Source organism: Polycyclovorans algicola TG408 (assembly GCF_000711245.1).
GTDB classification, from domain to species: domain Bacteria; phylum Pseudomonadota; class Gammaproteobacteria; order Nevskiales; family Nevskiaceae; genus Polycyclovorans; species Polycyclovorans algicola.
In genome coordinates, this window is sequence record NZ_JOMH01000001.1 from 205,662 (window position 1) to 226,667 (window position 21,006).

Annotated in this window: 20 protein-coding genes; 6 read left to right on the forward strand and 14 right to left on the reverse strand. The window is 65.8% G+C overall.

Translation table 11 applies throughout. The features are described 5' to 3' along the window. Positions 1-64: 64 nt before the first annotated feature. From U741_RS0100915 to U741_RS0100975, 13 genes are all read right to left on the reverse strand, one after another. The gene (locus tag U741_RS0100915) at positions 65-730 is read right to left on the reverse strand and encodes a hypothetical protein (protein WP_029888616.1); all 666 of its coding nucleotides are present in this window, start codon (positions 728-730) and stop codon (positions 65-67) included. Between the two features lie 2 nt (positions 731-732). Beyond that, entirely contained in the window at positions 733-1,317 is a 585-nt protein-coding gene (locus U741_RS0100920) for a hypothetical protein (RefSeq protein ID WP_152551445.1), read from the reverse strand. Between the two features lie 47 nt (positions 1,318-1,364). Next, the gene (locus U741_RS0100925) at positions 1,365-2,360 is read right to left on the reverse strand and encodes a vWA domain-containing protein (RefSeq protein WP_043110151.1); all 996 of its coding nucleotides are present in this window, start codon (positions 2,358-2,360) and stop codon (positions 1,365-1,367) included. Further along, complete coding sequence (locus U741_RS0100930; protein WP_029888619.1) at positions 2,357-3,442, reverse strand: vWA domain-containing protein; 1,086 nt, start codon at positions 3,440-3,442, stop codon at positions 2,357-2,359. Before U741_RS0100930 ends, U741_RS0100925 begins: the two co-directional genes overlap by 4 nt. Next, a complete protein-coding gene (locus tag U741_RS0100935) occupies positions 3,439-4,734 on the reverse strand; it encodes a hypothetical protein (RefSeq protein ID WP_029888620.1) in 1,296 nt (431 codons plus the stop codon). The genes U741_RS0100930 and U741_RS0100935 overlap by 4 nt, the downstream gene beginning before the upstream one ends. 1 nt (position 4,735) lies before the next feature. Next, positions 4,736-5,545 carry a MotA/TolQ/ExbB proton channel family protein gene (locus U741_RS0100940; RefSeq protein WP_029888621.1) on the reverse strand — a complete coding sequence of 270 codons (810 nt, stop codon included), beginning with the start codon at positions 5,543-5,545 and terminating at the stop codon, positions 4,736-4,738. A gap of 22 nt (positions 5,546-5,567) precedes the next feature. Next, the gene (locus U741_RS0100945; protein ID WP_029888622.1) at positions 5,568-5,765 is read right to left on the reverse strand and encodes a hypothetical protein; all 198 of its coding nucleotides are present in this window, start codon (positions 5,763-5,765) and stop codon (positions 5,568-5,570) included. Next, the gene (locus U741_RS0100950) at positions 5,755-7,803 is read right to left on the reverse strand and encodes an SUMF1/EgtB/PvdO family nonheme iron enzyme (RefSeq protein ID WP_029888623.1); all 2,049 of its coding nucleotides are present in this window, start codon (positions 7,801-7,803) and stop codon (positions 5,755-5,757) included. The genes U741_RS0100945 and U741_RS0100950 overlap by 11 nt, the downstream gene beginning before the upstream one ends. Continuing rightward, positions 7,800-9,371 (reverse strand): coiled-coil domain-containing protein, encoded by a 1,572-nt coding sequence (locus U741_RS17490; RefSeq protein WP_152551446.1) that lies wholly within the window; start codon positions 9,369-9,371, stop codon positions 7,800-7,802. The genes U741_RS0100950 and U741_RS17490 overlap by 4 nt, the downstream gene beginning before the upstream one ends. Before the next feature lie 8 nt (positions 9,372-9,379). Then, a complete protein-coding gene (locus U741_RS0100960; RefSeq protein WP_029888625.1) occupies positions 9,380-10,579 on the reverse strand; it encodes a hypothetical protein in 1,200 nt (399 codons plus the stop codon). Beyond that, positions 10,579-11,328, reverse strand: coding sequence for a hypothetical protein (locus U741_RS0100965; protein WP_152551447.1), 750 nt, complete (start codon positions 11,326-11,328; stop codon positions 10,579-10,581). The genes U741_RS0100960 and U741_RS0100965 overlap by 1 nt, the downstream gene beginning before the upstream one ends. Positions 11,329-11,339: 11 nt before the next feature. Then, entirely contained in the window at positions 11,340-12,683 is a 1,344-nt protein-coding gene (locus U741_RS0100970; RefSeq protein WP_152551448.1) for a hypothetical protein, read from the reverse strand. A gap of 94 nt (positions 12,684-12,777) precedes the next feature. After that, the gene (locus U741_RS0100975; protein ID WP_235199843.1) at positions 12,778-15,162 is read right to left on the reverse strand and encodes an efflux RND transporter permease subunit; all 2,385 of its coding nucleotides are present in this window, start codon (positions 15,160-15,162) and stop codon (positions 12,778-12,780) included. Between the two features lie 237 nt (positions 15,163-15,399). On the opposite strand from U741_RS0100975, the gene U741_RS0100980 reads away from it, so the two are divergent. Further along, the gene (locus U741_RS0100980; RefSeq protein ID WP_029888629.1) at positions 15,400-16,239 is read left to right on the forward strand and encodes a symmetrical bis(5'-nucleosyl)-tetraphosphatase; all 840 of its coding nucleotides are present in this window, start codon (positions 15,400-15,402) and stop codon (positions 16,237-16,239) included. Between the two features lie 6 nt (positions 16,240-16,245). Here the strand turns inward: U741_RS0100980 and U741_RS0100985 are convergent, their stop codons facing one another. Continuing rightward, on the reverse strand, positions 16,246-17,001 hold the full coding sequence (locus tag U741_RS0100985) for an inositol monophosphatase family protein (protein ID WP_029888630.1): 756 nt from the start codon (positions 16,999-17,001) through the stop codon (positions 16,246-16,248). A 292-nt stretch (positions 17,002-17,293) separates the two neighbouring features. Between U741_RS0100985 and U741_RS0100990 the strand changes: the two genes are divergently transcribed. The 5 genes from U741_RS0100990 to U741_RS0101010 all read left to right on the forward strand — a co-directional run bounded on the left by U741_RS0100990 (position 17,294) and on the right by U741_RS0101010 (position 20,994). Further along, positions 17,294-17,479, forward strand: a complete 186-nt coding sequence (locus U741_RS0100990) for a Flp family type IVb pilin (protein ID WP_029888631.1) — start codon at positions 17,294-17,296, stop codon at positions 17,477-17,479. A gap of 206 nt (positions 17,480-17,685) precedes the next feature. Next, positions 17,686-18,117: a prepilin peptidase gene (locus U741_RS18115; RefSeq protein ID WP_052378373.1), complete on the forward strand. Its 432-nt coding sequence runs from the start codon at positions 17,686-17,688 to the stop codon at positions 18,115-18,117. Beyond that, positions 18,114-18,578 (forward strand): TadE/TadG family type IV pilus assembly protein, encoded by a 465-nt coding sequence (locus U741_RS0101000; RefSeq protein ID WP_161776079.1) that lies wholly within the window; start codon positions 18,114-18,116, stop codon positions 18,576-18,578. Before U741_RS18115 ends, U741_RS0101000 begins: the two co-directional genes overlap by 4 nt. Before the next feature lie 35 nt (positions 18,579-18,613). Next, the gene (gene cpaB / locus U741_RS0101005) at positions 18,614-19,546 is read left to right on the forward strand and encodes a Flp pilus assembly protein CpaB (RefSeq protein WP_029888634.1); all 933 of its coding nucleotides are present in this window, start codon (positions 18,614-18,616) and stop codon (positions 19,544-19,546) included. Further along, positions 19,543-20,994 carry a type II and III secretion system protein family protein gene (locus U741_RS0101010; protein ID WP_084154585.1) on the forward strand — a complete coding sequence of 484 codons (1,452 nt, stop codon included), beginning with the start codon at positions 19,543-19,545 and terminating at the stop codon, positions 20,992-20,994. The genes cpaB and U741_RS0101010 overlap by 4 nt, the downstream gene beginning before the upstream one ends. The last annotated feature ends 12 nt before the right edge of the window (positions 20,995-21,006 follow it).

Genomic DNA, 21,006 nt, shown 5'->3' on the forward strand with positions numbered 1-21,006 from the left:
CTCCGGGTCTTTTTTCAGGGGGCCGCATCATCGCCGAAATTGCTCGGTGACGGCGGCAAGCCGCTCAACCGGGTCGGATGAGGTCTGCCAGTTGCTCCGCAATGCCATCGCAGGCCGCCGCTTCGGTCCGTGCGACCAGCGGAATCGGGATGATCAGCGCCGGCATATACGTCGTGCCGGTGGCGCGCGCACTGACCTTGCCGACGACATGGCGCGCATCCAGATCCCAGACCTCGGCTTCGTAGTCGGACTCCTTGTCCCACATGCCGAAGCCCAGGCATCCGGCGAATCCGGGGGCTGCCGCACACGACAGCGAGCCGGCGCTGTCGACGGTTTCACTCTCGCCATCGATCCAGATCATGTAGCGCACCCGTGCCGCACGGATGCGGTCGACAACGCCGGGTTGGTCGAGCAATTGCGGCAGCGCCCGCGCCGACAGGGGTGCGGCACGTGGCTCCAACCACGGGAACAGCGCATCGACGAACTGCGCCTGCGGCGTGACCGGCAACTGCCGCGAGGTCAGCTTGTTTTCCAAGCAATTGTTGAAGCTCTCTTCGGTCTCGCGGTCGCCGTGCTGGCGCCGGTTGAGCACCACCACCGTATCGCCGGTCACCAGCGGCGTCACGCCGCGCGGTGCACTGCGAAACTGCTCGACCTTGGAGCTGACACAGGCGCTGCTCAGACCACCGACGCCCAGCACGACAAGCAACAGGTAGCGCGAAGCCCGCATGATCAGGAATCCCCCGCCGCGGCGCCGGAGCGCGTCCAGCCAAACACTTTGCTGTTGTCCTTGAGCTCGATCGCCAGAGCCGCGGTCGCGTCACGCATGGCTTGATTGAGCGCATCGGCCATGCCGGTTTCGGCCCCGACCATCAGGCCCTCGCGCGATTTGCCGTAGGCCGCCAGTGGTAGGTCGGCCACCGTTTTTCCGCCGACATTGGTGATGCGGACCCGATACTGGATCCACGCCTCATAAAAGTCCGTGCCGGTCTGCGTCGGCAACGAAAACTCAACGCGCTCGATTTCTGGGGTGATCTGCAGCGCAGCCTTGTTGCCGCCGTCAATCGACGTGAAGCGCGAACCCACCAGGCTTGTCATCCAGTCCACCGAGGCCGGCCCGATGGGCATCGTCCAGGTGGCGGCGCGCAGATCGGTCATGGTTTCGGTGTGGGTGTAGTTGCGAAATGCCTCATCCATTTCAAGGTTCACGGTCATCTGCAGCGCTTCCATCAGCGGCGGCGGGAAGGCCGACGGCGGCACCGCCGTGTACTGACTGGCGCAGCCGCCGAGCATCAAGAGCGCAGCGACAGCCGGCATTACCGGGTGTCTGCCCCCCGTGCGAGCCGCTGCGTGCCGCCGTGTCGTCAACGCGTTTCCTCCAGGCCGATAAATGCGCCGCCGCTTTCTTCGGCCAGCACGCGCATCAAGTTCGCAAACCGCAGCGCGCCATCGGCCGCGCCCCGATTGTTCATCAATACCGGAAAACCAATGCCGTGGATGCGCACCGAGGCGCGCCCGCTCCGGTCCTTGGGGTTGATACGTCGCACGGTCAACACCACGTCGTTGATCGAGCGGCCGGTGAAATCGTCACCAAAAACGTAAATGCTGATCTTGCGATCAGTGCGCGCGTAGGTGCGGATTGCGGCCGTGATGCCCTCAACCGGACTGGAGTTTGAAAACGGCGCCCAGTTGACGAGCCGCTGCAACACCGTGCGCCGCCGTGCCGGGGTGTCGGGAATCCAGTCACCCCGGTACGAGCTGAACATGTACTCACCCATGTCGCTCATCACCTGAAACCCCTTGATCTGCGGATAGGCATCGAGTGCCTCGTTCATTTTCTGCTGCACCGAGCGCCAAGCCAGTTGCTGCATGCTGCCCGAAGTGTCGATCACGAAGATGACGTACTCGCTGTCCACGGGAATACCGGCGACCGGGGCATCGGGTCGTGCGCGCGTGCTGCCCTGCAGGCGGCGCATTTCTTCGGTCAAGGTCTGCCGCGCAGCCGCCAACTGCCGCTCCAAGGTCGTCGTCACCACGGTGTCGCGCTCGGTTTCGACGACCTTCTGCGCTTCGGAGTCGGCGCTCACGCGCAGGCTTGCGAGTTCCTCCGCGGCAGCAGCCTTGGTTGCCTCCGCCGCGGCAAGTTCAGCCTCGACCGCCTCGCGCTCGCCGGCGGTTTGCTGGGCCAGCAACGACAGTTGCTGGGCCTGCGCCGCGTTGACCACCGGCGTTGGCTCTTCAATAGATGGCGGCGCCGATTTGGTGATCACCACCAGAATGATGATGGCGCCGAAGCCGCAGGAAATCGCATCCAGAAACGACAGGCTGGATTGCTCGATATTGCGGTTGCGACGCTTCACGGCCAGTCCCGCGAGGGCGTGAGCATCGAGCCGCCGGTGGCGCGGCCCAGGTTCCAGTAAGCGCCGGCGGCCCGCGGGTCGCCCTCCATCGGCAGCAACAGCGTGTGCACCGGCGCACTGCGCGGCAGTCGTGCCACGGCCTCGTTGAAATTGCGCAGCCGCTGCGTGCCCGACACCGCGCCGCGCTGCACCTGCGCACCCTGGGTCGGCAGTCCGTCGGTGATCAGGTAGATCGCGTCCGGTGCCGGTTGCAGGGCGCGCGCGGCGTTGAACGCGGCGTGCAGGCTGGTGCCGCCGCCGGGCACGGTCTTGCGCAGGCCGCGAATGGCGGCATTGATGTCATCGCCGCCGCGCGCCGCCAGCCAGCGGTTGGCAGTGCCGTGCGGCGCGCTCACCTGCGTGTTGAAGGCCAGAATCTGGAACTGACTGGTGGCCGGAATCTGCGAGCTCATCCAGTCGGCAGCGGCCAGGGTGCGGCGCCATTTGGGCGCCTGCTGGCGACTGGCTTCCGGCTGATTGCGACGGCGGATGGCATCAACAATGGTGTAACTGAGCATGCTCGCCGAGGCGTCGACCAGAATCAGGATGCGCTGGCCATCCACCGACAAGCCGCTGAGGTATTGCTGGCGGCCGTCACCCTGTACCTCGCGAATCGCATCGCCCGCCGGGTCGTTGGCCTGGGCACGCATGGCTTCGACCTCGCTCTCCAACGCCAGCAACTCGGCCTGCATCTGCTGCAGCCGGGTGCGGCTGGCATCCTGCTCGCCTTCAAGGTTGGGCTGGCTTTCGCGCTGCTGCTTGATCTGCCGGCGCAGCCGTTCGGCCTCGGCCTGGGCGAGCCGCGTGGCCTCCAGCACGTCGTCGAGCGCGGCTTGCTGCATCAGCAGGTCCTGCTTTTCATCGAGCACTTGGTCTTCGAGCGCCTCGACGCGGGTCATCTGGCTTTCGTTGCCGGGTTGATTCACCTGTATCACCGCGTGGTCAACGATGATGAACAGCAGAATCACCGCGCCAAAGCCACAGGAAATGGCGTCGAGAAACGACAACCCCTGCTCACTGATGACGCGTTTGCGCCGTTTCACGAATCGATGACCCGAATGGTGCGAAACACGTGATCGCGTACCTGCAGCCAATCACCCGGTTTCAGCGACTGGTCGGTCACCAGGGGTGTGCCGTTGAGCTGCACCATGGGATCGGCCAACAGCCAGATCGACCCGTCGTCACGTTGCTCGATGCGCAAGGTCCATTCCTCGGCGAGGCGCACAGACTGCAAATCCGTGGCCTCGTTGCCGATGAGTAAGTGCGTGGGTTGCGACGTGGGGTCCGGCGTCGCCGAAGGTGCCGGCGCGGGGGCAGCCTTGATGTCCGGCGCGGACACCGGCTCGACGGGCAATCGGGTCACCCACGGCAGCGCTTCATCGGTCGTCTCGATGCGTTCACGATGTTGCAAGGCGCCTTTCGCCGTGGCCAGCGCATCGAGCACCTGCGGTGCCGCGCCCAGCGCAGTGGTCAGCGCCTCGACCAATCCGGGAATGGCCGCCGCCCGGTCACTGAGCATCACCTGTGCGCCCGGCGCAGCCGCCACGTCGGCACGCAGCGCCTGGGTGACGCGCGTCAGCAGCGGGTGCAGTGCGGCCACCACCGTGTCACGCGCCAGGCTGATGCGATGGCTGCGCCCGCCCACGGTCATGCTCAGCGACGTCACCGGCTTGACCGAAACCTGGGCCAACCAATCGGGCAGCGCGTCATAAAGCGTCTGCTCACTGGCGGCGCTGTGCAGCGGATCGATCCGCGTCTGTTTGACGAAGGCTTCGGCAATGACGGTGGCGGCCGCATCCCAAACCGTCACCATGCCGGGTTTGGCAAGGTCGTGGCCCGCACCGCGTACGACGGCCTTGCCCACGTCCAGCCGCGTCATCCACACCCGATGCAGTTGCACGTCGACATGCAACACCACGCCCTGCACCGCACGCGTGGCCACCGCCGCAACGGCGCCATCGACCAGCCCCACGGCGCCCAGTTCGGCGGCGCGGCACAGGCCCAGCAACAGGCCGAGCTGATCAGCCTCGAAGCTGGACGGCACCGCCAGCAGCAGCGGCTCGCCATCGGCCGCATCACGGACCTGCCGCAGCTGCCAGTACGCCAGGTCTGCAGTGTTGCGCACGCTGCCCAGTGGCCGGTCGAGTGGCGCCTGGTCGAGTTGGTACCAGAAGCGCGAGTGACTGAGCCGCGGCGAAAGCCGCGCCTGCCGCCGCGCGACTTCACCCACCATGACCTGTTCGGCACTGACGCTGGCAAACCCCGGCTCGTTGGCGATGACCCGCTCACCGTCGCTGAGCCGCAGGCCGGCGTCGTTGACTTCGAGCACACGCATGTCAGTTGGCCTGCAGGTGCTGAATCAGCCGGCGGTCGCAGTAGCGCCGTGTTTCGATCACCAGACGCTCCTGCATCAACTGCAACTGGTGGAGGAAGAACATGAGGATGATGCTGAGAATCAGCGCGATCAGCGTCGAGTTGAAGGCCACACCCAGCGCCGCGGTGACGCCGGTGATGTCGCCCTTGACCGCCTGATGCGCCATGCCCAGCGCATCGCCGATGCCGCGCACCGTGCCGATGAAGCCGATCGACGGAATCGCCCAGGCGATGTAGCGGATCATCGACAGTTCGGAATCCAGCCGGTCGGTGCGCGACTCGCAAACCTGATCAACCGCCACGGCAACATCCTGGATGTTGCGGGTCGAGCGGAAGCGCTGCAGCGCCGTCAGCAGCGCCTCGGGCAGCAGACGTTCGCGCTCGGCCGTCGGCAGCGCTTCAAGCGCGCGTGCGTACTGGCGGGCATCTTCGGGCAGCAGGCTCTGGCCTTCGGGCACTTGCATCAACTCGGTGGCAAACGCGCGCCGCTCGTCCATCACCCGCCGCGCCTTGTAGCCGATGATCGCCATGCCCCAGAACATGAGGATGAAGCAGATTTCCTGCTCGGCATCCTTGAGCACGATCCAGGTCGAACGCTCGGTGATCGCCCCCGGGTCGGCCGCAAGCGTCTGTGCCTGAAGCGCCAGCGCCGCCGCTGCCTGCGGACGAATCAGCCCGACATAGACCGCGTGCACCAGCACGATGGCCACCAGCAGCGCAAACAGTTGGTAGACGAATTCGACCGGGAACTGCCGGGGCAAACTGGGTGACATCACGAAACTCCTGAAAGGCAACTCACAGATCAGCGGGAAAATCGACTTCGGTGTCGGCCGAGACTTCTTCGCTGGAACGGTATTCGCGATCGGGCGGCGGCGCACTGGGCGCGGGCGTCGGCGGCGGTGTCGGGTCGGGGGCCTGGGCGATGGCCAGTGAAGCGGCCGCCAGCGTCAACCCGGCCATCAATCCCACCAGAACACACTTGTTATTCGGCATAGCGCGCCACCCTGAAGCCCAGATCATCACGCTCGGCACGGCCGAAGTCGCGCCAGGCGAGCCGCAGTTCGGTGATGCGGCCGTGCTTGTAGCTGGACCCGCGAATCACCCGGTCACCGCCCTGGTCGGCGCCAAACGGGTCGACCTGCGTTTGCTGGCTGACCACCAGCGCGCCGTCGTAGCGGTCATGTGTCCATTCGCTGACATTGCCGCCCATGTCGAACAGGCCCAGGCGGCTGACGGCATAATGACCGACCGGTGCGCTGGCGGCATAGCCGTCATTGAAGCCGGCCATCCAGTCGTTGACCAGCGCCTTGGCCGACTCGTCGGCAAAATTGCCGCTTCCCGCCGGCGGCGGCATCGCCCCGCCCCATGGATAGCGCAGTGGCGTCGACAGGCCGGCGTGGCGCGCCGCCCATTCCCATTCAGCCTCACTGGGCAAACGGTAGCCGGTGCCGACCGGGGTGATCAGCTCGCCGTCGTTGGTGTACGCCGGTTCCAGGCCCTGCTGTTTGCTGAGCCAGTTGCAATAGCGCGCCGCCTGCACCCAACTCACGCGCACCGCCGGCTGCTGTTCGTTGTCCAGCGTTTCGCGCCCGGTGATGCCCGACACATGGCTGCTCAGGTACTTGCGGAACTGGGCGTTGGTCACCTCAGTGGCCGACAGGTAGTAATAACGCGTGAGCTTCACCGGACGCTGGCCTTCGTTGGCCTGCCGCCCCTGGTCATTGCGCGGCGTGCCAAGTAAGAACTCGCCCGGCGGGACCCGTTTCAGCGTATGGCCGTTGGCGGCCGACACGGTTGCGGGGATTGCCGCCAACCGCGCTTCGGCCTCGGTCAGCAACTTGATGCTGACCCGCTGCTCGCCATCGGCGCGCGGTCTGAACTGGCTGTCCTGGGTCACGTACCCGGCCTTGCGCACCTGCAACTTGTGGGCGCGTGCCGGCAGACGCAGACGGCCGGCGCTGACGTCGGTGGGCTTGCCGTCAATCAAGACCTCGGCGTCGGCCGGGCGAATGTCGAAGCGCACGTCACCCAGAATGGGCGTCAGCGCGAAGCGCACCGACTCACGGCCATCGGGTTTCACGGTGACGCTTTGCCGGGCGCTGCTGTGGCCGTCGAGACTGGCGCGTAACTCGTGGGCGCGGTCGGGTGCGAGCGTGAGCGTGAGCGGCGTGTTGCCCCGGAACGTACCACCGACGCTGACCGCCGCACCGGCGGGCGCGCTGGTCACCTGCACCTCGCCATCCGCCGGCGCCAGGGTGATGGGCGGCACGGTCTGCGGCACGTCGGACGCCACCACCAGCGTGCCCGACCACGGTTTGAACCCCGGTGCGCTGACCATCACCTGCCGCTCACCCGCACCCATCTCGACCGTGGCCGGCGTGGTGCCCTCGGCCTTGCCGTCGACCTCGATGGTTGCCCCCTCCGGCATGCTGCTGAGGCTCACCGGCGCCCACGCTGGCGTTAGCGCCACCTCGACCAACAGCTCGTCACCGCCGCCGGTGACCTCGATCTTCTGCGTGTGGTCTTCGTGCCGCGCGGCGGTCACTTTGAGTTCGTAAGTGCCCTTTTCGACCTCGATGAACGCGACCGGCAAGGTCGCGACCGGCTCGCCGTCGAGGGCCACGTCGGCCGCCTCGGGTGTGCTGCGCACCACCAACCGACCGGGCAACAGTTTCATCTCGAAGGCGTGGGTCTGGCTGGCGTCAGTGCCAACCGTGAAGGTCTCATCAAGATCGTGGTAGCGCGCCTTTTGGGCCTGCACGCGGTAGTCGCCGGGGCGCATCAGATACCGCTCGCCCCAACGGATCACCAGACCGCCGGACACCTCGACTTCTTCCGGTAGCGGCTCAACCGTCACCGTCACCGCGCGGGCAGTGAACAGGAACAGCATCGCGAGTGTGAACAACAGCAGCGCCACACCGATGGCGGTGTAAACCCAGGTCAGCCGCGAGATCGGCCCGCGTGGCGGACGGGCGCCGGGCTGAGGCGGCTGATAGGCCTGTGGCTGGATGACGGTTTCCGGCGGACTCACAGCGCTTCCTCGGCTCTGATGGCAACGGTCACGGGTTGACCGGGGGACACTTCAAACTCGACCCGCGCGTCGCGATACCCGGGCCGCACACCCACCGCAATGTAGCGCCCCGGCAGCAACTGCAACTGTTTGTCGGCGAACCGGCCCTGGTCACCGACCCGGTAGATGGTCACCTCGGTGGTCTGGTCCGAGGTCAACCGCACGGTGACCGGCGTGCGCGCCGCCTGCAGGTGGGTTTGCAGTTCACTGATCTGGCGCCGCAGCTGGGGCCCGGCCGGGCTGATGGCCCGTGCGGTGGCCAGTGCCCGCTCGGCATCGGCCTGCACGGCAGGCGCGTAAAGCCGCGAGGGCGGGTTGATGAGACCGCTGAGCTGGGCGTCCAGCGCCGCGCGCGGCTGCGCGGCCCGCAAGCCGTCCTGCGCCTCGGCGCGATTGGCGTCTTCGCTCAGCACCGCCTGGTAGTGCTTGACGGCGTCGGCCCAGCGCTCTGACGCAGCCGCATCGCCCGCCTGCTGCATCAGCCCGACAATACGCTGCTCGCGGCGCGCGGCCGCCAGACGTGTCTGCGCAGCGCGCACTGCGGCATCACCGGGCCGAATGGCTTCGGCACGCGCCAAAGCGGCGGCCGCAGCATCAAAGCGTCCCGCATCGAGTGCCCCCAATGCCTCGCCCATCACCTGCTGAAATCTCGCCTTGGCCTGCACGCCGCTGACCCTTGCCAAGCCCTCTCGGGCACGCTGCATCTCGTTGTCTTTGGCCAGCGCGTCGCGAAAAGCGCGTTCGGCCGTCGCAAGGTCACCGCCCTGCTCGGCCGCATCGGCGGCACGAATCAGCGTCATGACCTCTGGCAAGGTCACCAGCCGCGCCGCCACGGCCTTGACCGATTCAGCCTCGGCATCGATGGCGCTCGCCAAAGCCACCGCTTCCCCTGCCGCCTCGGCATCCCCCGCCTGCAGCGCGGTGTCGGCGGCGTTCAGGGCTTGGCGCAGAACCTCGGGCACGCGCTCCTGCAGGGCGGCAAAGGCGTCGTCGGTGGCGGTGTACTGCTCGGCGGCGACGATGAAGTTTCGTTCGCGCATTTGCGCTTCGGCACCTTCGCGCTGCGCCTGCGCGGCGGCAAATGCGTCGGCCGCCCAGCGATCAACCGCCTGCGCCTGAAGCGCGGCCATCCGCTCGGCGACCGATTCAGCGAGATCCTGCGCCCGGGCACGCGCCTGCAGGGCCACCGGGTTGTCCCACGGCGCCGGCGTTGCCGACACCGGCGGGGTCGAAGACTCATTTTCCGAGCTTGCGGCGGGCGCACCGTCGGCGGTGTCCGCGGCCGCCGTCGATTCGACCGGCGGGCGGTTCAGCCACTGCAGCCCCGCCATCAATCCGAGACCGCCGACCGCCAGCACCAGCGCCGCGATCAGCACGGTGCGCGCTGAAACACCCGGGGCTTCTTGCGAGGTCTGTGGGGTCGGCGCCGCCGATGACGACGATGCGGGCGCCGGCGCACCCACCGGCTGCACCGCCACCGGCCGTATCGGGGTGAAACCCGGTTCGTCGTCCTCGGGCGGTAACGCCACTGCGCGGACTACAGCTCGCCGCGTTCGGCGGCGACCATCTGTGCCAGCAACGCCTGCCACTGACGGTACTGCTCTTCGGCCGAGCCGGTGAGCATGATGGTTTTGCCGTCGAGTTCAACGGTTTGCGGCTCGACTTCCGAGGCCAGCGAGGCATTGAGCTCGCGCAACGACTCCTCGTGCAGCTTGCGCTCCTGCCCTTTGCCGATGCCCGACTGCACCGCGAAGATGCCGCCGATGACCGCCGCCTGGCCGATGGTCGACTGGGCCTGGTTGTCGGCCGTCGCCACCGCTGCAATCCCGCCGAGTACCGCTGCGGCGCCGAGAATTTTGCGCGTCCATTCGGCGCCCTTCAGCTCGCGCAGAATCATCGCCTCACGGTAGGTCGCCTCGCGCCACTCCTGGTAGGGGCGGCCGATGTTCTGCCGGTAGTTACCGTAGTGGGCGTCTAGCGTGTCGACCAGCAGTTCCTCACGTTCGCGAATCTTCTCGACGCGCGCCAGCACCGGATCGTTGGACGGCGGCAGGCGGTTGACGGTGACCCGGCCGCGCCGATCCGTTTCGACATATTCCGAAAATCGGTCGGGCGCCAGCTGCGCGGCGAAGCGCATGTCGGCGGCGCGGCGCACGGCGACCAGCTCGGCCGTACTCATCTTGCTGCGCTCGGCGAGCAAGTCGTTGGCGATGCGGTTGTAGATGTCCTGAAACGGATCGGTACCCGCCGGCAGCTTTTCGGTGTAGGCGTACTCAGCCGCGGTTTCTTCGTAAGTCTTTTCGAGCCAGACCCGGCCGGTGGCGTCTTCGGCGGTGACGGCCAACTTCAGCAGCTCACCATCGGAGCCGAGAATGGTGCCACGCACGGTCACGTCGGCCGTGTTGACCGGCGCCGGCACCACGCGCACCGCACCCCAGAAGCCCGTGTTCTGCACCGTATCGCGCAGCACGTGCGGCAGATACTTGGCCTCGGCCTCGCGTACTTCGGGGATGACGTTGGCCTCTTCCTGCTCCTTGATGGTGTCGGGAATACCCGGGTCGAAGGTGAGAATCGCCATTTGCAGCAATGCCTCGGACGGCACCTCGGCCTGCGCGTACTGGGCCTGGGTGCTGCCGACCTTCTTGACCTGCTGCGACACGCAGCCGCTGGCCACGCTGGCCATCAGCAAGGCCTGGAGCAGGGGTGCAGCGCGCGTGAAAAGGTGGGATCGAGGCATTACAGACTCCGTTTGTACTCGCGATATTCATCCCAGAGCCGCTCACGCAGTTCGGGATCGGTCTCGCGTTCAGCCGCTTCACGCAGTTGCCGGGCCACGATGTCGTCGTCGCGACCGTCGCCAACATCGGGCGGCGTCGGGCCGGCCCGATTGCCGGGGCTGGCCGGGCCGCCGCGAGGATCGCCGTCGACCGGGTCGCTGTCGTCGCCGAAGCCGCCGCCGGAGGGCGGCGGCGGCGGCGGTGCGCCGCGTCCGCCATCGCCGTCCTCTTCATCGCCCCCGCCGCCGGCCGCTTCACGCGCGGCCCGGTCGGCGGCAGCCGCTTCACGCTGTTCCTGCTGTGCCATCTGCTCCCGCGCCAGGCGTTCGTCGAAGACGCCGAGCGATTCACCGAAGGCCTGGTCTATGGCGTCCATCTGTTCTTGCGCGGTCTGCCCGGTGGTCGGCGATGACGGCGACGTTGCGCCGGCCTGACTTTCCGATTCCTTAACCGAACCCGTGGGCGGTGGCGGTTCGCTCGATTCGCCAGCCGGGGGAGGGGGCTGTGTGTCGGGCTCGGCAGACTTGTCTTCGCCCGCAGGCGGCGGTGGCTGCCCGGCTGGCGGGGGCGTGGGCTGTGGCGGCTGGGGCGGGCTTGGCGGAGTCACGACGCAGGCGCTCATGAGCATCAACATCGCGGTGGTCAGCACAGCCCACCCGCGCCGTGTCAGGGTGGATGCCAACGTCGCCGGGTCGTGATGGGTGTGCATCTGCAGCCTCATTATTGGGTGGGAACGAAGCGGTCAAAGATGACCGTATCCTCGCGCGTCGCGGCACGGCCGTCGACCACGGCAGGCCGCCATGTCGCACGACGCGCCGCCGACTGCCAGGCACGTGCGCGGGCCACGCCCACCGGATGGCGCTCGGGAGACACCTGCGCCTCGGTGATGCGCATCACGTCACCCCGCAGGTTGATGCGGATGCCGAGCCGCAACCAGCCGCCCGCAGACTCATCAACCATGGCGCGCGGCGTGCCGGTCGGCCACGCCAACGCCTCGGGCCGCCGCACCCGGGCGGTGGCCGTGTGCACATCAAGCTGTTCGGCCACATCGAACATCGCCAACGCCGCCTGGGTGTTGCCGACCAACCACCAGACGTTGCCAGCGTCGACCAGTGCATGGGCACGCGCGTCGGCCGACATGTCGACATCCAGGGAGGTGATGAGCTTGTAGGCCTCGCGCAGTGCCCGGGCGTCCCAGCGACTTTCGCCGGCGATGGCGACCAGCGCATTGGCGTGTGAGTCGGCAATCAGCAGCGGCACGAGCGCCGGATCGTCCGCATCCAGCTTCTGTTGCAGCGCGAAGCGTAATTCTGTGATGGGGCGGGCCAGCGCCGCGAAGGCGGTGCTGTTGCGCAGCGTCGTCATCAACTCTGGCAACGATTCGAGCAAGCCTGGGGCGGCGTCGTCGGCCAGCATCTGCCGCTGCAGCAGCGCCAGCTGGCGACGCATCAACAACGTCACCTGCTCTTCGGCGGCGGCCCCGTCGGCCAGCGCGGACAGGGCCTGCAGGTAGACCATCTGTCCGGGGTCGTGCAGCCCGTGGCGCATGCGGTGCAGGTGCAGGGCGCTGGTCAAAGATTCTTCGGCCGAAAGCGCCTCGCCACGCCGTAACGCGGCAAAGCCTTCCCCAGCCCGCGCGGGCAGCAGGTGCGGGGAATACAGCCCGCCGACTGCAGCTGCGTACTCGGCCACCGAGGCAAAGCGTCGCCGAGCCTGCGGGTCACCGGCGCGGTCGAGCACGATGGCGGCGGCCAGTTGGGCGTCAAGGCGGGCTTCGGCCGGGGCGTCACGCAAACCCTTGGCATGGGCGGTGACCAGGCGCTGCGCTTCATCGAGATCGCCGCGCGTTACCGCCGCCTCAATCGCCAAAATCTGCGGGTGCACATCCGGGCGGACCAGACACGCCGGCCACTCCAGCGGGGGCAAGTCGGTGACCACGGGCACGCTAAGCGTCGCATCATCGTCTAGCGCCGCAGCCGGTGACAGCAGCCCCACCGCGAGCAGCATGAAGGCGATGCCGTGCCGACACCGCCTAGCCGATTCGAGAAACCTTGCCCGTGACACGCCGTCCTCCTCTGGTGCACCCACGGCAGCCTTTACGCAGCCACCCCTCAGACCGATGCACCGGGCGGTGGTTGCAGTCACCCAGCAGCATCGCTCATTCGGGGTCGGCGCGGCGGGTGGCGTATGCGGCGACGAAGCGCGGTCGCACCAGGGCGATCAGCGTCGGCAGTACGACCAGCGCAGCGATCATGTTGATCAACATGATGCAAAGAATCAGCAGGCCCATGTCGGCGACGAAACGCAGCCCCGACAGCAGATAAACCGGGAGAATGCCGATGGTCATGATGCTGGCGGTGAAGGCAATGGCCTTGCCGGTGGTGTGTATCGACTCGTGGATGGCAGCGGCCCAGTCGTCCGGACGCTTGCCCACCTCTTCACACATGCGTGACAGCAGGTAGATGCCGTAGTCGATGCCGACGCCGAGTCCGATGGCAGCAATGATGGTCGAATGAATGTCGAGGCCGACGCCTAGCCCGTGCATCAAGGCCACCATGGTGTAGTGCGCCAAGTTCACCGGCACCAGCAGTATCAGTCCCGCCACCACCGAGCGATAGGCGAATGAGAACAGCAGCAGAATGAAGATGTTGAGGGCGCCGACCACCAGTGGGTGATAGCGCTCGATGACCTCATTCATCGACTGCTGCAGGGCGATGGTGCCGGTGCCCAGCCGCACACGGAAAGCGTCGTGCTCGACGCCCACGGTTTCGACCGCTTCGCGCGCCGCCTTCAGAGCGGCATCGACGGTGGCCTGCGTGTTGTCGGGGTACCAGAACGACACGGTGGCGTGCTGCAGGTCTTCCGAGACGATATTGCTGTACGACGCCGCCGAGGTGCCCATCAGCGCGCCCATCGTCGCCGCGCTGACGGCCCCAGCGCGCGGGTCCAGCGGCCCCCAGCCGGGATGCCCGCCGCTGAACAGCCGGCTGACCTCCTGCAGATAGTTGGCGAACGACAGCGTCGCCACGGGCGGGAAGTCGCTCTCAAGCATCAGCCGCTGCAGTTCGAGCATGGTCATCACCGTCTCGACCTTTTGCGCGTTCCAGTCGGGGTCTTCCACATCGCGCGCTTCGAGGACGATCTCCAGCGTGTTGGTGCCGGGAAAGTGATCGTTGATGGCCCGCACCGCCTGGTTGAACTCCGAGTCAGGCCAGAGCAACTGCGTGCCTTGCACCGGGTTGCCAATCTTGATTTGCCCGGCAAAGTAGAACGCCACCGCCGCCCACACTGCCAGCACCACGGCCGTCACGCGCATCGCGCCCGGCGCCGAACATTTGGCAAAGCCGTTGAGCACAAACGCCAAAGCGCGATGCAAGGGCGTGTGGCCGCTGCGATTGACCAGGTCGTCGACATTGCCAGGCACCGGCAACGACGCCAGCAGCAGCGGCACCAGCAGCACCCCGGCGGGGATCAGCCACACCGCCCACATGCCGCAGAAGATGGCGTGATCGACCATCGCCGGAATCGGCGCGGCAATCACCACGACGATGCCCAATACGTCGGTGACAATGCTGAGAATCGACGGCCGCGCCATCAACTGCAAAGTGCGCCGCGCCGCCGCCGGGCGGTCGCCCAATTCGGCATACACCTCGAAATAGCGCTCACTGAATTGCACGCTGTGCGAGAACGAGCGGGCGATGAGCAGCAAGGGCACGACCATCAACAGCGGCTCAATGGTGATACCCAGCCAGCCCACCAGGCCAATCGCCCACACGGCTGCAACGGTGCTGGTGATGACCGGCGTGAGCACGCCCACGCCGTTGCGCAGGTAGGCGATCAACGCCAGCAACAACATCAGCAAGGTCAGGCCAAAGACCATGAACATCTCGCCCTGGTAGCGATAAACCCAGCCGGTGAGCACCGGCTGGCCGGCCAGATAGACCTCGTGATCGTCGTCGCGCGCCGCTTCGACCAACGCCTGCACGTACTCGAACGACTCGCCGTAATCGAGGCGCTGCTCGATGAAGGTGGCCATGATCAGGGTCGCCTTGCCGTCTTCCGAAATCAGAAAGGTGCGGGTGTTGGCCGAGGTGTTTACCCGGCGCCGGAACTCGGCCATCTCGGCCTCGGTGCGCGGCGGGTGATCGTCCATCAGCGGCCGCATGTCGACGCCGTTGGCCGTGGCCTCCGAGAAGCGTGCTTTCTCGGTACTGATCGACAACACCTGAGCGTGATCGACGGCCGGCGCAAGGTCGATGTCGCGGGTGAACTTCCACACCTTCGCCAGCGTTTCGGGGTTGTAAATGTCACCGTCGGTGCGCTTGATCATCACCGCCATGGTCAGCGGGCTGCCGAAATTCGGATGGTCCTTGAACACCTGAACAAACGGATCATTGGACGGCAACAGGTCGGAAAACACCGTGCCGATGTTGACCCGTGGAATGCCTGCCGCAAAGGCCAAGGTGATCAGCGCAAACGCGGTCAGCGAGGCTTTCCGATGGTCCAGCAACCACAGCGCGAAGCGCATTCCGATTTTATTCATGACATTCGTTTTAGATGAACTTTAAGCCCCGAAGCAGGACCCCGACGACCCACGAGACATCGCCACCAATGATGCTGACACACAGCGCCGAATCAGGCGTTGTGCGTAATGTAGGCAAGCCTCCCCTGCCCATTGCAGACCGCCGATCCCCCGGTTTGGCGGTCGACCAGGGCGATAATGAGGCGGTCTTGCCACAGTCGACTACCCAGCGCCGACGCTGCAAATGCGGAAACCACTATGAAACGAATCTTTGCCGTCGGTGACCTTCAGGGCGAACGCAGGCCTTTCGAACAACTGCTTGAACACCTGCAATTCGACGCCGCGAACGACCATCTGATTCTGCTCGGTGACCTGGTCAATCGTGGCCATGACTCGCTGGGCACGCTGCGCGCCGTGCGCGGCCTCGACAGCGCGGCAACGGTGCTGCTGGGCAACCATGACCTGCACCTGCTGGCCGCCGCGCGTAGCGGTCGCTTCAACCGTAAAGACACGCTGAACGAGATTCTGAGTGCCCCCGACTGCGACACGCTGCTGCACTGGCTGCGGCAGCAACGGTTGGCCTACCGCGAGCCGGTCACCGGCACGCTGTGTGTACACGCCGGCGTCGCGGCCGCCTGGAACGTCGACGACGCACTGCGCCATGCCGCTGAAGTGGAGTCCGTGCTGCGCAGCGATGACGCGGCCACGCTGCTCGACGCGCTTTACGGCAACCAGCCCGACCAATGGTCGGACGACCTAACCGGGCTCGACCGCTGGCGTTACATCATCAACGCCTTCACCCGGCAGCGCATGGTCGATGGCGACGGCAGGCTCTGCTTCGATCACAAAGGCGCGCCAAACGAAGCCCCTGCCGGCCAATTGCCCTGGTTCGCTGCGCCGGGCCGGCGCAGCGCGGGTCAGCCCATCGTCTTTGGGCACTGGTCGCTGCTGCGTCAGGTGCACTGGCCTGCGCATCAGGTCTGGGGGCTGGACACCGGCTGCGTCTGGGGCGGCGCGCTGACGGCGATGGAGCTGATCAGTGGCGCGGTGATTCAGCAGCCTTGCAGACCCGACTCGCCAGAAGCGCCCACCGCGTAAAGGAATCTACCAAACGCCCAAACGGCCATTGGTCGCCAGCACGCTGGTGGTGTCGAGGCCGATGGCGCCCCCGCCCAACTCGGTCAGGGTGCCGCCTGCCTCGCGAACAATGACGGTGAGCGCGGCAATGTCGAGAATGTTGAGGTCACTCTCGATAACCGCATCGACTCGGCCACTGGCCAGCAGGTGGTAGTGAAGAAAATCGCCGTAGCCGCGAATGCGGTGCAGCCTGGGAATCAGTGCACCCAGCTTGGCCCAGTCGGCTGAGGCGGCCAGGGTGGCGATGTTGCCGGTCGACAACGTGGCCTTGGCCAGGGTGTCGATCTCGCTGACGTGAATACGCTCGCCGTCCAGCCAGGCACCCTGCCCTTTCTCAGCCCAGGCGGTTTCGCCGGTGCCGTTCCAGCACGGCGCACAGGACACGCCGAGCACCAGTTCGCCACGGTGCATCAGCGCGATTTGCACTGAAAACATCGGGTAGCCACGCACGAAGGCTTTGGTGCCATCAATGGGGTCGATGAGCCAAAGATATTCGGCATCGGTGTCACCACGACCGAGCTCTTCACCGTAGAACGCGTGGTCGGGAAAAGCTGCAGAGAGCGTCTGGCGAATGACCTTTTCGGCGGCGATGTCGACCTCTGTGACCGGCGAGGCATCAGCCTTGAGCTGCACGTCAAACTGACCGCGATAGGCTTTGCGAATGAGCGCAGAGGCCGCCTCGGCGGCAGAGCGGGCGGCGTGAAGATGTGGAGCGTAAGACATGGCGAGTTGGACGAGCGGCGGGTCTACAATTATCGCAGATGCGTCCGGGCCGCTCTCCGGCCCACGCGGGCCAGCTGACGGACGTAGCCTTTGGAAGACCATTCTGGAGGTTTTTTTGCTGGCCAGACCGACCTCATTTGCCCAAAGTGGGGTCAGCGGCGTGTAGGAAAATGTCGATGTGCCTGTGAGCGGTCGTCTGGCGCCTATGAACGGCTTTGACTTCACCAAGGTGGCCGCTGATGATCACTGTAGGCCCAGCAGACGTTGGCGCCATTTATCGAAGGAGCTAGTCATGTTGGAACAGATCAAGGCGTTCTTGAGAGATGAAGAAGGTGCCAGCGCCGTTGAGTATGGGTTGATTCTCGGACTGATTGCTGTTGCGGCAATCATTATTCTTGGGGTGCTTGGTGGGCAGATTGAGGGCGTGTTTAGTTCAGCCAGCGAACAGCTCACTAATGAAGGAATCGCTCCGGAGTAAAAGGAAAAGGGGCCAAAGAGAAAAGGGGCCACAAAGAGAAAAGGAAGAGAAAAGGGGCCAAGAGAAAAGGAGAAAAGGGGCCAGGGTCAAATTAACCGGCCCCTGTTGCTTCCCCCGCCAGAGGAGAAAAGAAAAGGGGCCAGGGTCAAATTAACCGGCCCCTGTTGCTTCCCCCGCCAAAATGACCACGAGTCGCAAGGAGCAACATGACGTTGGGGGTACTCATCTGGGCGCTGTTGGTTGCAGTGATTGACCACAGAACCCGTCGCATCCCCAACGTCCTGTTACTTCCCGCATTAGTGGTGGCCTTGCTGGCACTGCTGGTGACGCACGTCAGTCTGCTGGGCGCTCCCTGGCTCAGTGCCCTGGGTGGCATGGCGGTTGCCATGTCACCCTGGTTGCTGGGTTACGCGCTGGGCCATGCAGGTGCCGGTGATGCAAAATTTGCCGCGATTCTCGGGTTGATGGTCGGCATTCACATCAGCTTGGTCGCCACCTTGGTTGCGCTGGCGGCGTTTGGCTTGCTCAGCTTGGTGTGGGTCCGAGCGGGTTGGAGGGGTTTACGGTTGCCGGTGGCGCCGTGGATTGTGTTGGGGTTTGTGGTGGCGGTAATACGGGACCAAGGAGGCATCGCGTGAGGGTGAATCAACAGCGGCAGCAGCGGGGCGCGGTTGCCGTGGAGTTCGCCTTCATCTTCCCGATTTTGTTTTTGCTGATGTACGGCATCGTGGTTTACAGCTACGTGTTCGTGCTTAACAGTGCACTCAATTACGCCGTGCAGGAGTCGGTCGCCTCGGCCCTTCGAGTGGCCCCGGCCGAAACCAATGCGGCGCGCCAAACCGAAGCCTTGAATCGCGCACGTGCCGCCCTGCAGTGGCTGCCGCAGTCGCAACGCGACCGGGTATTTTCCAACGAAGGGCAGATCGTCACCTTTGACCAGAGTTGCACGCCCGAGCCAGCCGTCAGCGACTGCATTCGGGTGCGTCTGACCATGCCCATACAAGATCCAGCATTGTTTCCGCGCCTCACCCTACCGTTGGTAGGGACAATTCCACCGTTGCCGCAATCACTCAGCGCCGAGGCCGTGGCGCGCATTTAACATGGCCCCCGGGCGTCAGGGAGTTTGAAGAAGACATGAACCAGAACAGCTTGAAGATTGCCGCAGCGGTATTGGCCGTACTGGCCGTGCTGTTGGGGATTGCGGTCGCGCTGAGTTATCGCGCCACCACTGCCGATGCCGCTGCCGCCCGTGCCGAGGCCGAGGCACAGCGCCAGGAGCGACAAGAGACCGATGCCGCCCAGGCGCCGACCACACTGGCCGTGGTGGCGATCAAACCGCTGGCGGCCAACCAGCCCATCGACCGTGAGTCGGTGTCACTGCTGCCGGTCGCGGTCACACCGGCACAGTACTTCACCGATTTGGACAAGGTCATCGGCCGCACGCCGCTGGTCGACATTGATGCCGGAGCGCCGGTCACGGCACGCTATTTCGGTCGTGCCAACCAGCTTGCGCGGGTGATCCCCGACGACCATGTGGCGATGTCGATGGAAGTCAACGACATCGTCGCCGTGGGCGACTTCATCCGCCCCGGTGACAACGTCGACCTGTTGGTTTATCTGCGCGGTGGCGGTGGCGTCGAGCAGACGCAGGCGCGCATCCTGCTCCCGAAGGCGCGGGTACTGGCCTACGAAGACCGCATCATCGACCGGCCCGAGGGCATCGAGGAAGACAGCGCCCAGCCCGACACCCGGCGGCGAATCCGCACGGCGGTGCTGGCGGTGCCCGAGGTCGACGTGACCCGCGTGATGCTGGGCATGAGTGTTGGCGAGTTACGTCTGGCCCTGCGGGGTCAACGTCCGCTTGCCGACGACACCACCGAAACCGGCCTGCAAATGACCGACGCCGCCACCCAGGCCGAGGCCGATGCCAAGGTCCCCGACCAGGTGATTTCGCTGGAAGAGCTGGGCCGCATCAAACCGCCACCGGCGCAGGCGCGCAACACACCGCCGCCACGCCCCAGTGTTGAAATTATTCGTGCCAACGACGTGACCCGGGTGCGCCCATGAACTTTTTCAAGAGAAATGCCCAGTTTTTCCCCTCTCCCGCAGGCGGGAGAGGGTGGCCCGCAGGGTCGGGAGAGGGCGCGCCGCAGGCGCGGGGGACTTTGCTGGGGAGTCTGCGGGGGCTTTGGCTTCTGGCCGTTCTACTCGGTGCAGCCCTTGCCACCCCCGCCTGGAGTCAGGCCGAGCGTATTCCAGCCTCGCTGGAAGATCAGGCCATCACCGGCGTGCTGGTGGTTGAACGCGGCACACACCGCTTTTTCCGTGAGTTGGGCGCCGTGGCCCGCGTCGCGGTCGGCGATCCGGCGATTGCCGACGTCAACCTGGTCAACCGCCAGGAAATGCTCATCGCGGGCAAGACCTTGGGCACCACCAGCCTGATGATGTGGCGCAGCCCTCAAGGCCAGCCCACCCTCTACCGGGTGCGTGTGGTGCCGCCGCGCGACATCGACCCCAACGCCCGGCCCGACCCCGATATGGCCAACGCTCGAGTCGACTTTGGCCAGGGTCTCAGCGGTCGCCTGCCCAACCTGATGGCCCACCGTCGCGCCCACCAGCAGGCGCAGGCCGGGGCCGAAGCCGCGATCGCCGACAGCAGCGATGTCGAACTGGAAACCCAGGTGCTGACCGAGGTGAAGATTGCCGACGTGAGCCGCAGCAGCGCGCAAGCCTTCGGCATCAACTTTGCGCGCATCTCTGACCTGTCATCGTTTGCCATCACCCCCCCGGGTGCAGCAGCCGGCACTGCGCTGGGCGGTGTCGATAACCTGCCGGTGGGCGAAGCCTTCCAGATCGCGGTCGGTGACGTGCGCAACAACACCTCTGGTGTGCTCAGCCTGCTGGAGCGCAAGGGACTGGCACAGGTACTGGCCGAGCCGTCATTGCTGGCCACCAGCGGCCAGACGGCAAGCTACCTGGTCGGTGGCGAGTTCCCGGTGCCGGTCAGCCAGGGCGGCGCCACGGCGGGCGGCATCAGCATTCAATATCGTGAGTTTGGCGTGCGCCTGTCGCTGACGCCCACCGTGCTGTCGCGGCAACGCATTTCGCTGAAGATCGCACCCGAGGTCAGTGACCTGGACTTTACCAACGCCGTGCAAGTGGGCGGCGTCGCCACCCCCGGTCTGCGCGTGCGGCGCACCGACACCACCATTGAACTGGGCGATGGAGAGAGCTTCGTGATCAGCGGCTTAATCAGCTCGAGCACCGAAGATGGCATCGACAAGGTGCCGTTTCTCGGCGACATCCCCATCTTGGGCGCATTTTTTCGCAGCTCACGTGTCAGCCGTGAAGCGCGCGAGCTGATCATGGTGGTCACGCCGCACCTGGTGCGGCCGATGGCACGACAGGCCAAACTGCCCCCCCTGCCGGGTGAACGCGAGCGCCGTCGCAACCCCAGCGCCGCCGAGACGCTGTTCTTCGAAACCGGCGACTTCTCGACCGGCTTCAGTGATTGATGTGATGACTGT

Excerpts from the sequence above, each read along its gene's own strand:
- cpaB (WP_029888634.1), top strand. The coding sequence starts at position 18,614 with ATGAACCAGAACAGCTTGAAGATTGCCGCAGCGGTATTGGCCGTACTG.
- U741_RS0100985 (WP_029888630.1), bottom strand. The coding sequence starts at position 17,001 with ATGTCTTACGCTCCACATCTTCACGCCGCCCGCTCTGCCGCCGAGGCG.
- U741_RS0100920 (WP_152551445.1), bottom strand. The coding sequence starts at position 1,317 with ATGCCGGCTGTCGCTGCGCTCTTGATGCTCGGCGGCTGCGCCAGTCAG.
- U741_RS0100975 (WP_235199843.1), bottom strand. The coding sequence starts at position 15,162 with ATGAATAAAATCGGAATGCGCTTCGCGCTGTGGTTGCTGGACCATCGG.
- U741_RS0101010 (WP_084154585.1), top strand. The coding sequence starts at position 19,543 with ATGAACTTTTTCAAGAGAAATGCCCAGTTTTTCCCCTCTCCCGCAGGC.
- U741_RS0100945 (WP_029888622.1), bottom strand. The coding sequence starts at position 5,765 with ATGCCGAATAACAAGTGTGTTCTGGTGGGATTGATGGCCGGGTTGACG.
- U741_RS0100990 (WP_029888631.1), top strand. The coding sequence starts at position 17,294 with ATGTTGGAACAGATCAAGGCGTTCTTGAGAGATGAAGAAGGTGCCAGC.
- U741_RS18115 (WP_052378373.1), top strand. The coding sequence starts at position 17,686 with ATGACGTTGGGGGTACTCATCTGGGCGCTGTTGGTTGCAGTGATTGAC.
- U741_RS0100965 (WP_152551447.1), bottom strand. The coding sequence starts at position 11,328 with ATGCACACCCATCACGACCCGGCGACGTTGGCATCCACCCTGACACGG.
- U741_RS0100935 (WP_029888620.1), bottom strand. The coding sequence starts at position 4,734 with ATGCGTGTGCTCGAAGTCAACGACGCCGGCCTGCGGCTCAGCGACGGT.
- U741_RS0100980 (WP_029888629.1), top strand. The coding sequence starts at position 15,400 with ATGAAACGAATCTTTGCCGTCGGTGACCTTCAGGGCGAACGCAGGCCT.
- U741_RS0100940 (WP_029888621.1), bottom strand. The coding sequence starts at position 5,545 with ATGTCACCCAGTTTGCCCCGGCAGTTCCCGGTCGAATTCGTCTACCAA.
- U741_RS0100915 (WP_029888616.1), bottom strand. The coding sequence starts at position 730 with ATGCGGGCTTCGCGCTACCTGTTGCTTGTCGTGCTGGGCGTCGGTGGT.
- U741_RS0100960 (WP_029888625.1), bottom strand. The coding sequence starts at position 10,579 with ATGCCTCGATCCCACCTTTTCACGCGCGCTGCACCCCTGCTCCAGGCC.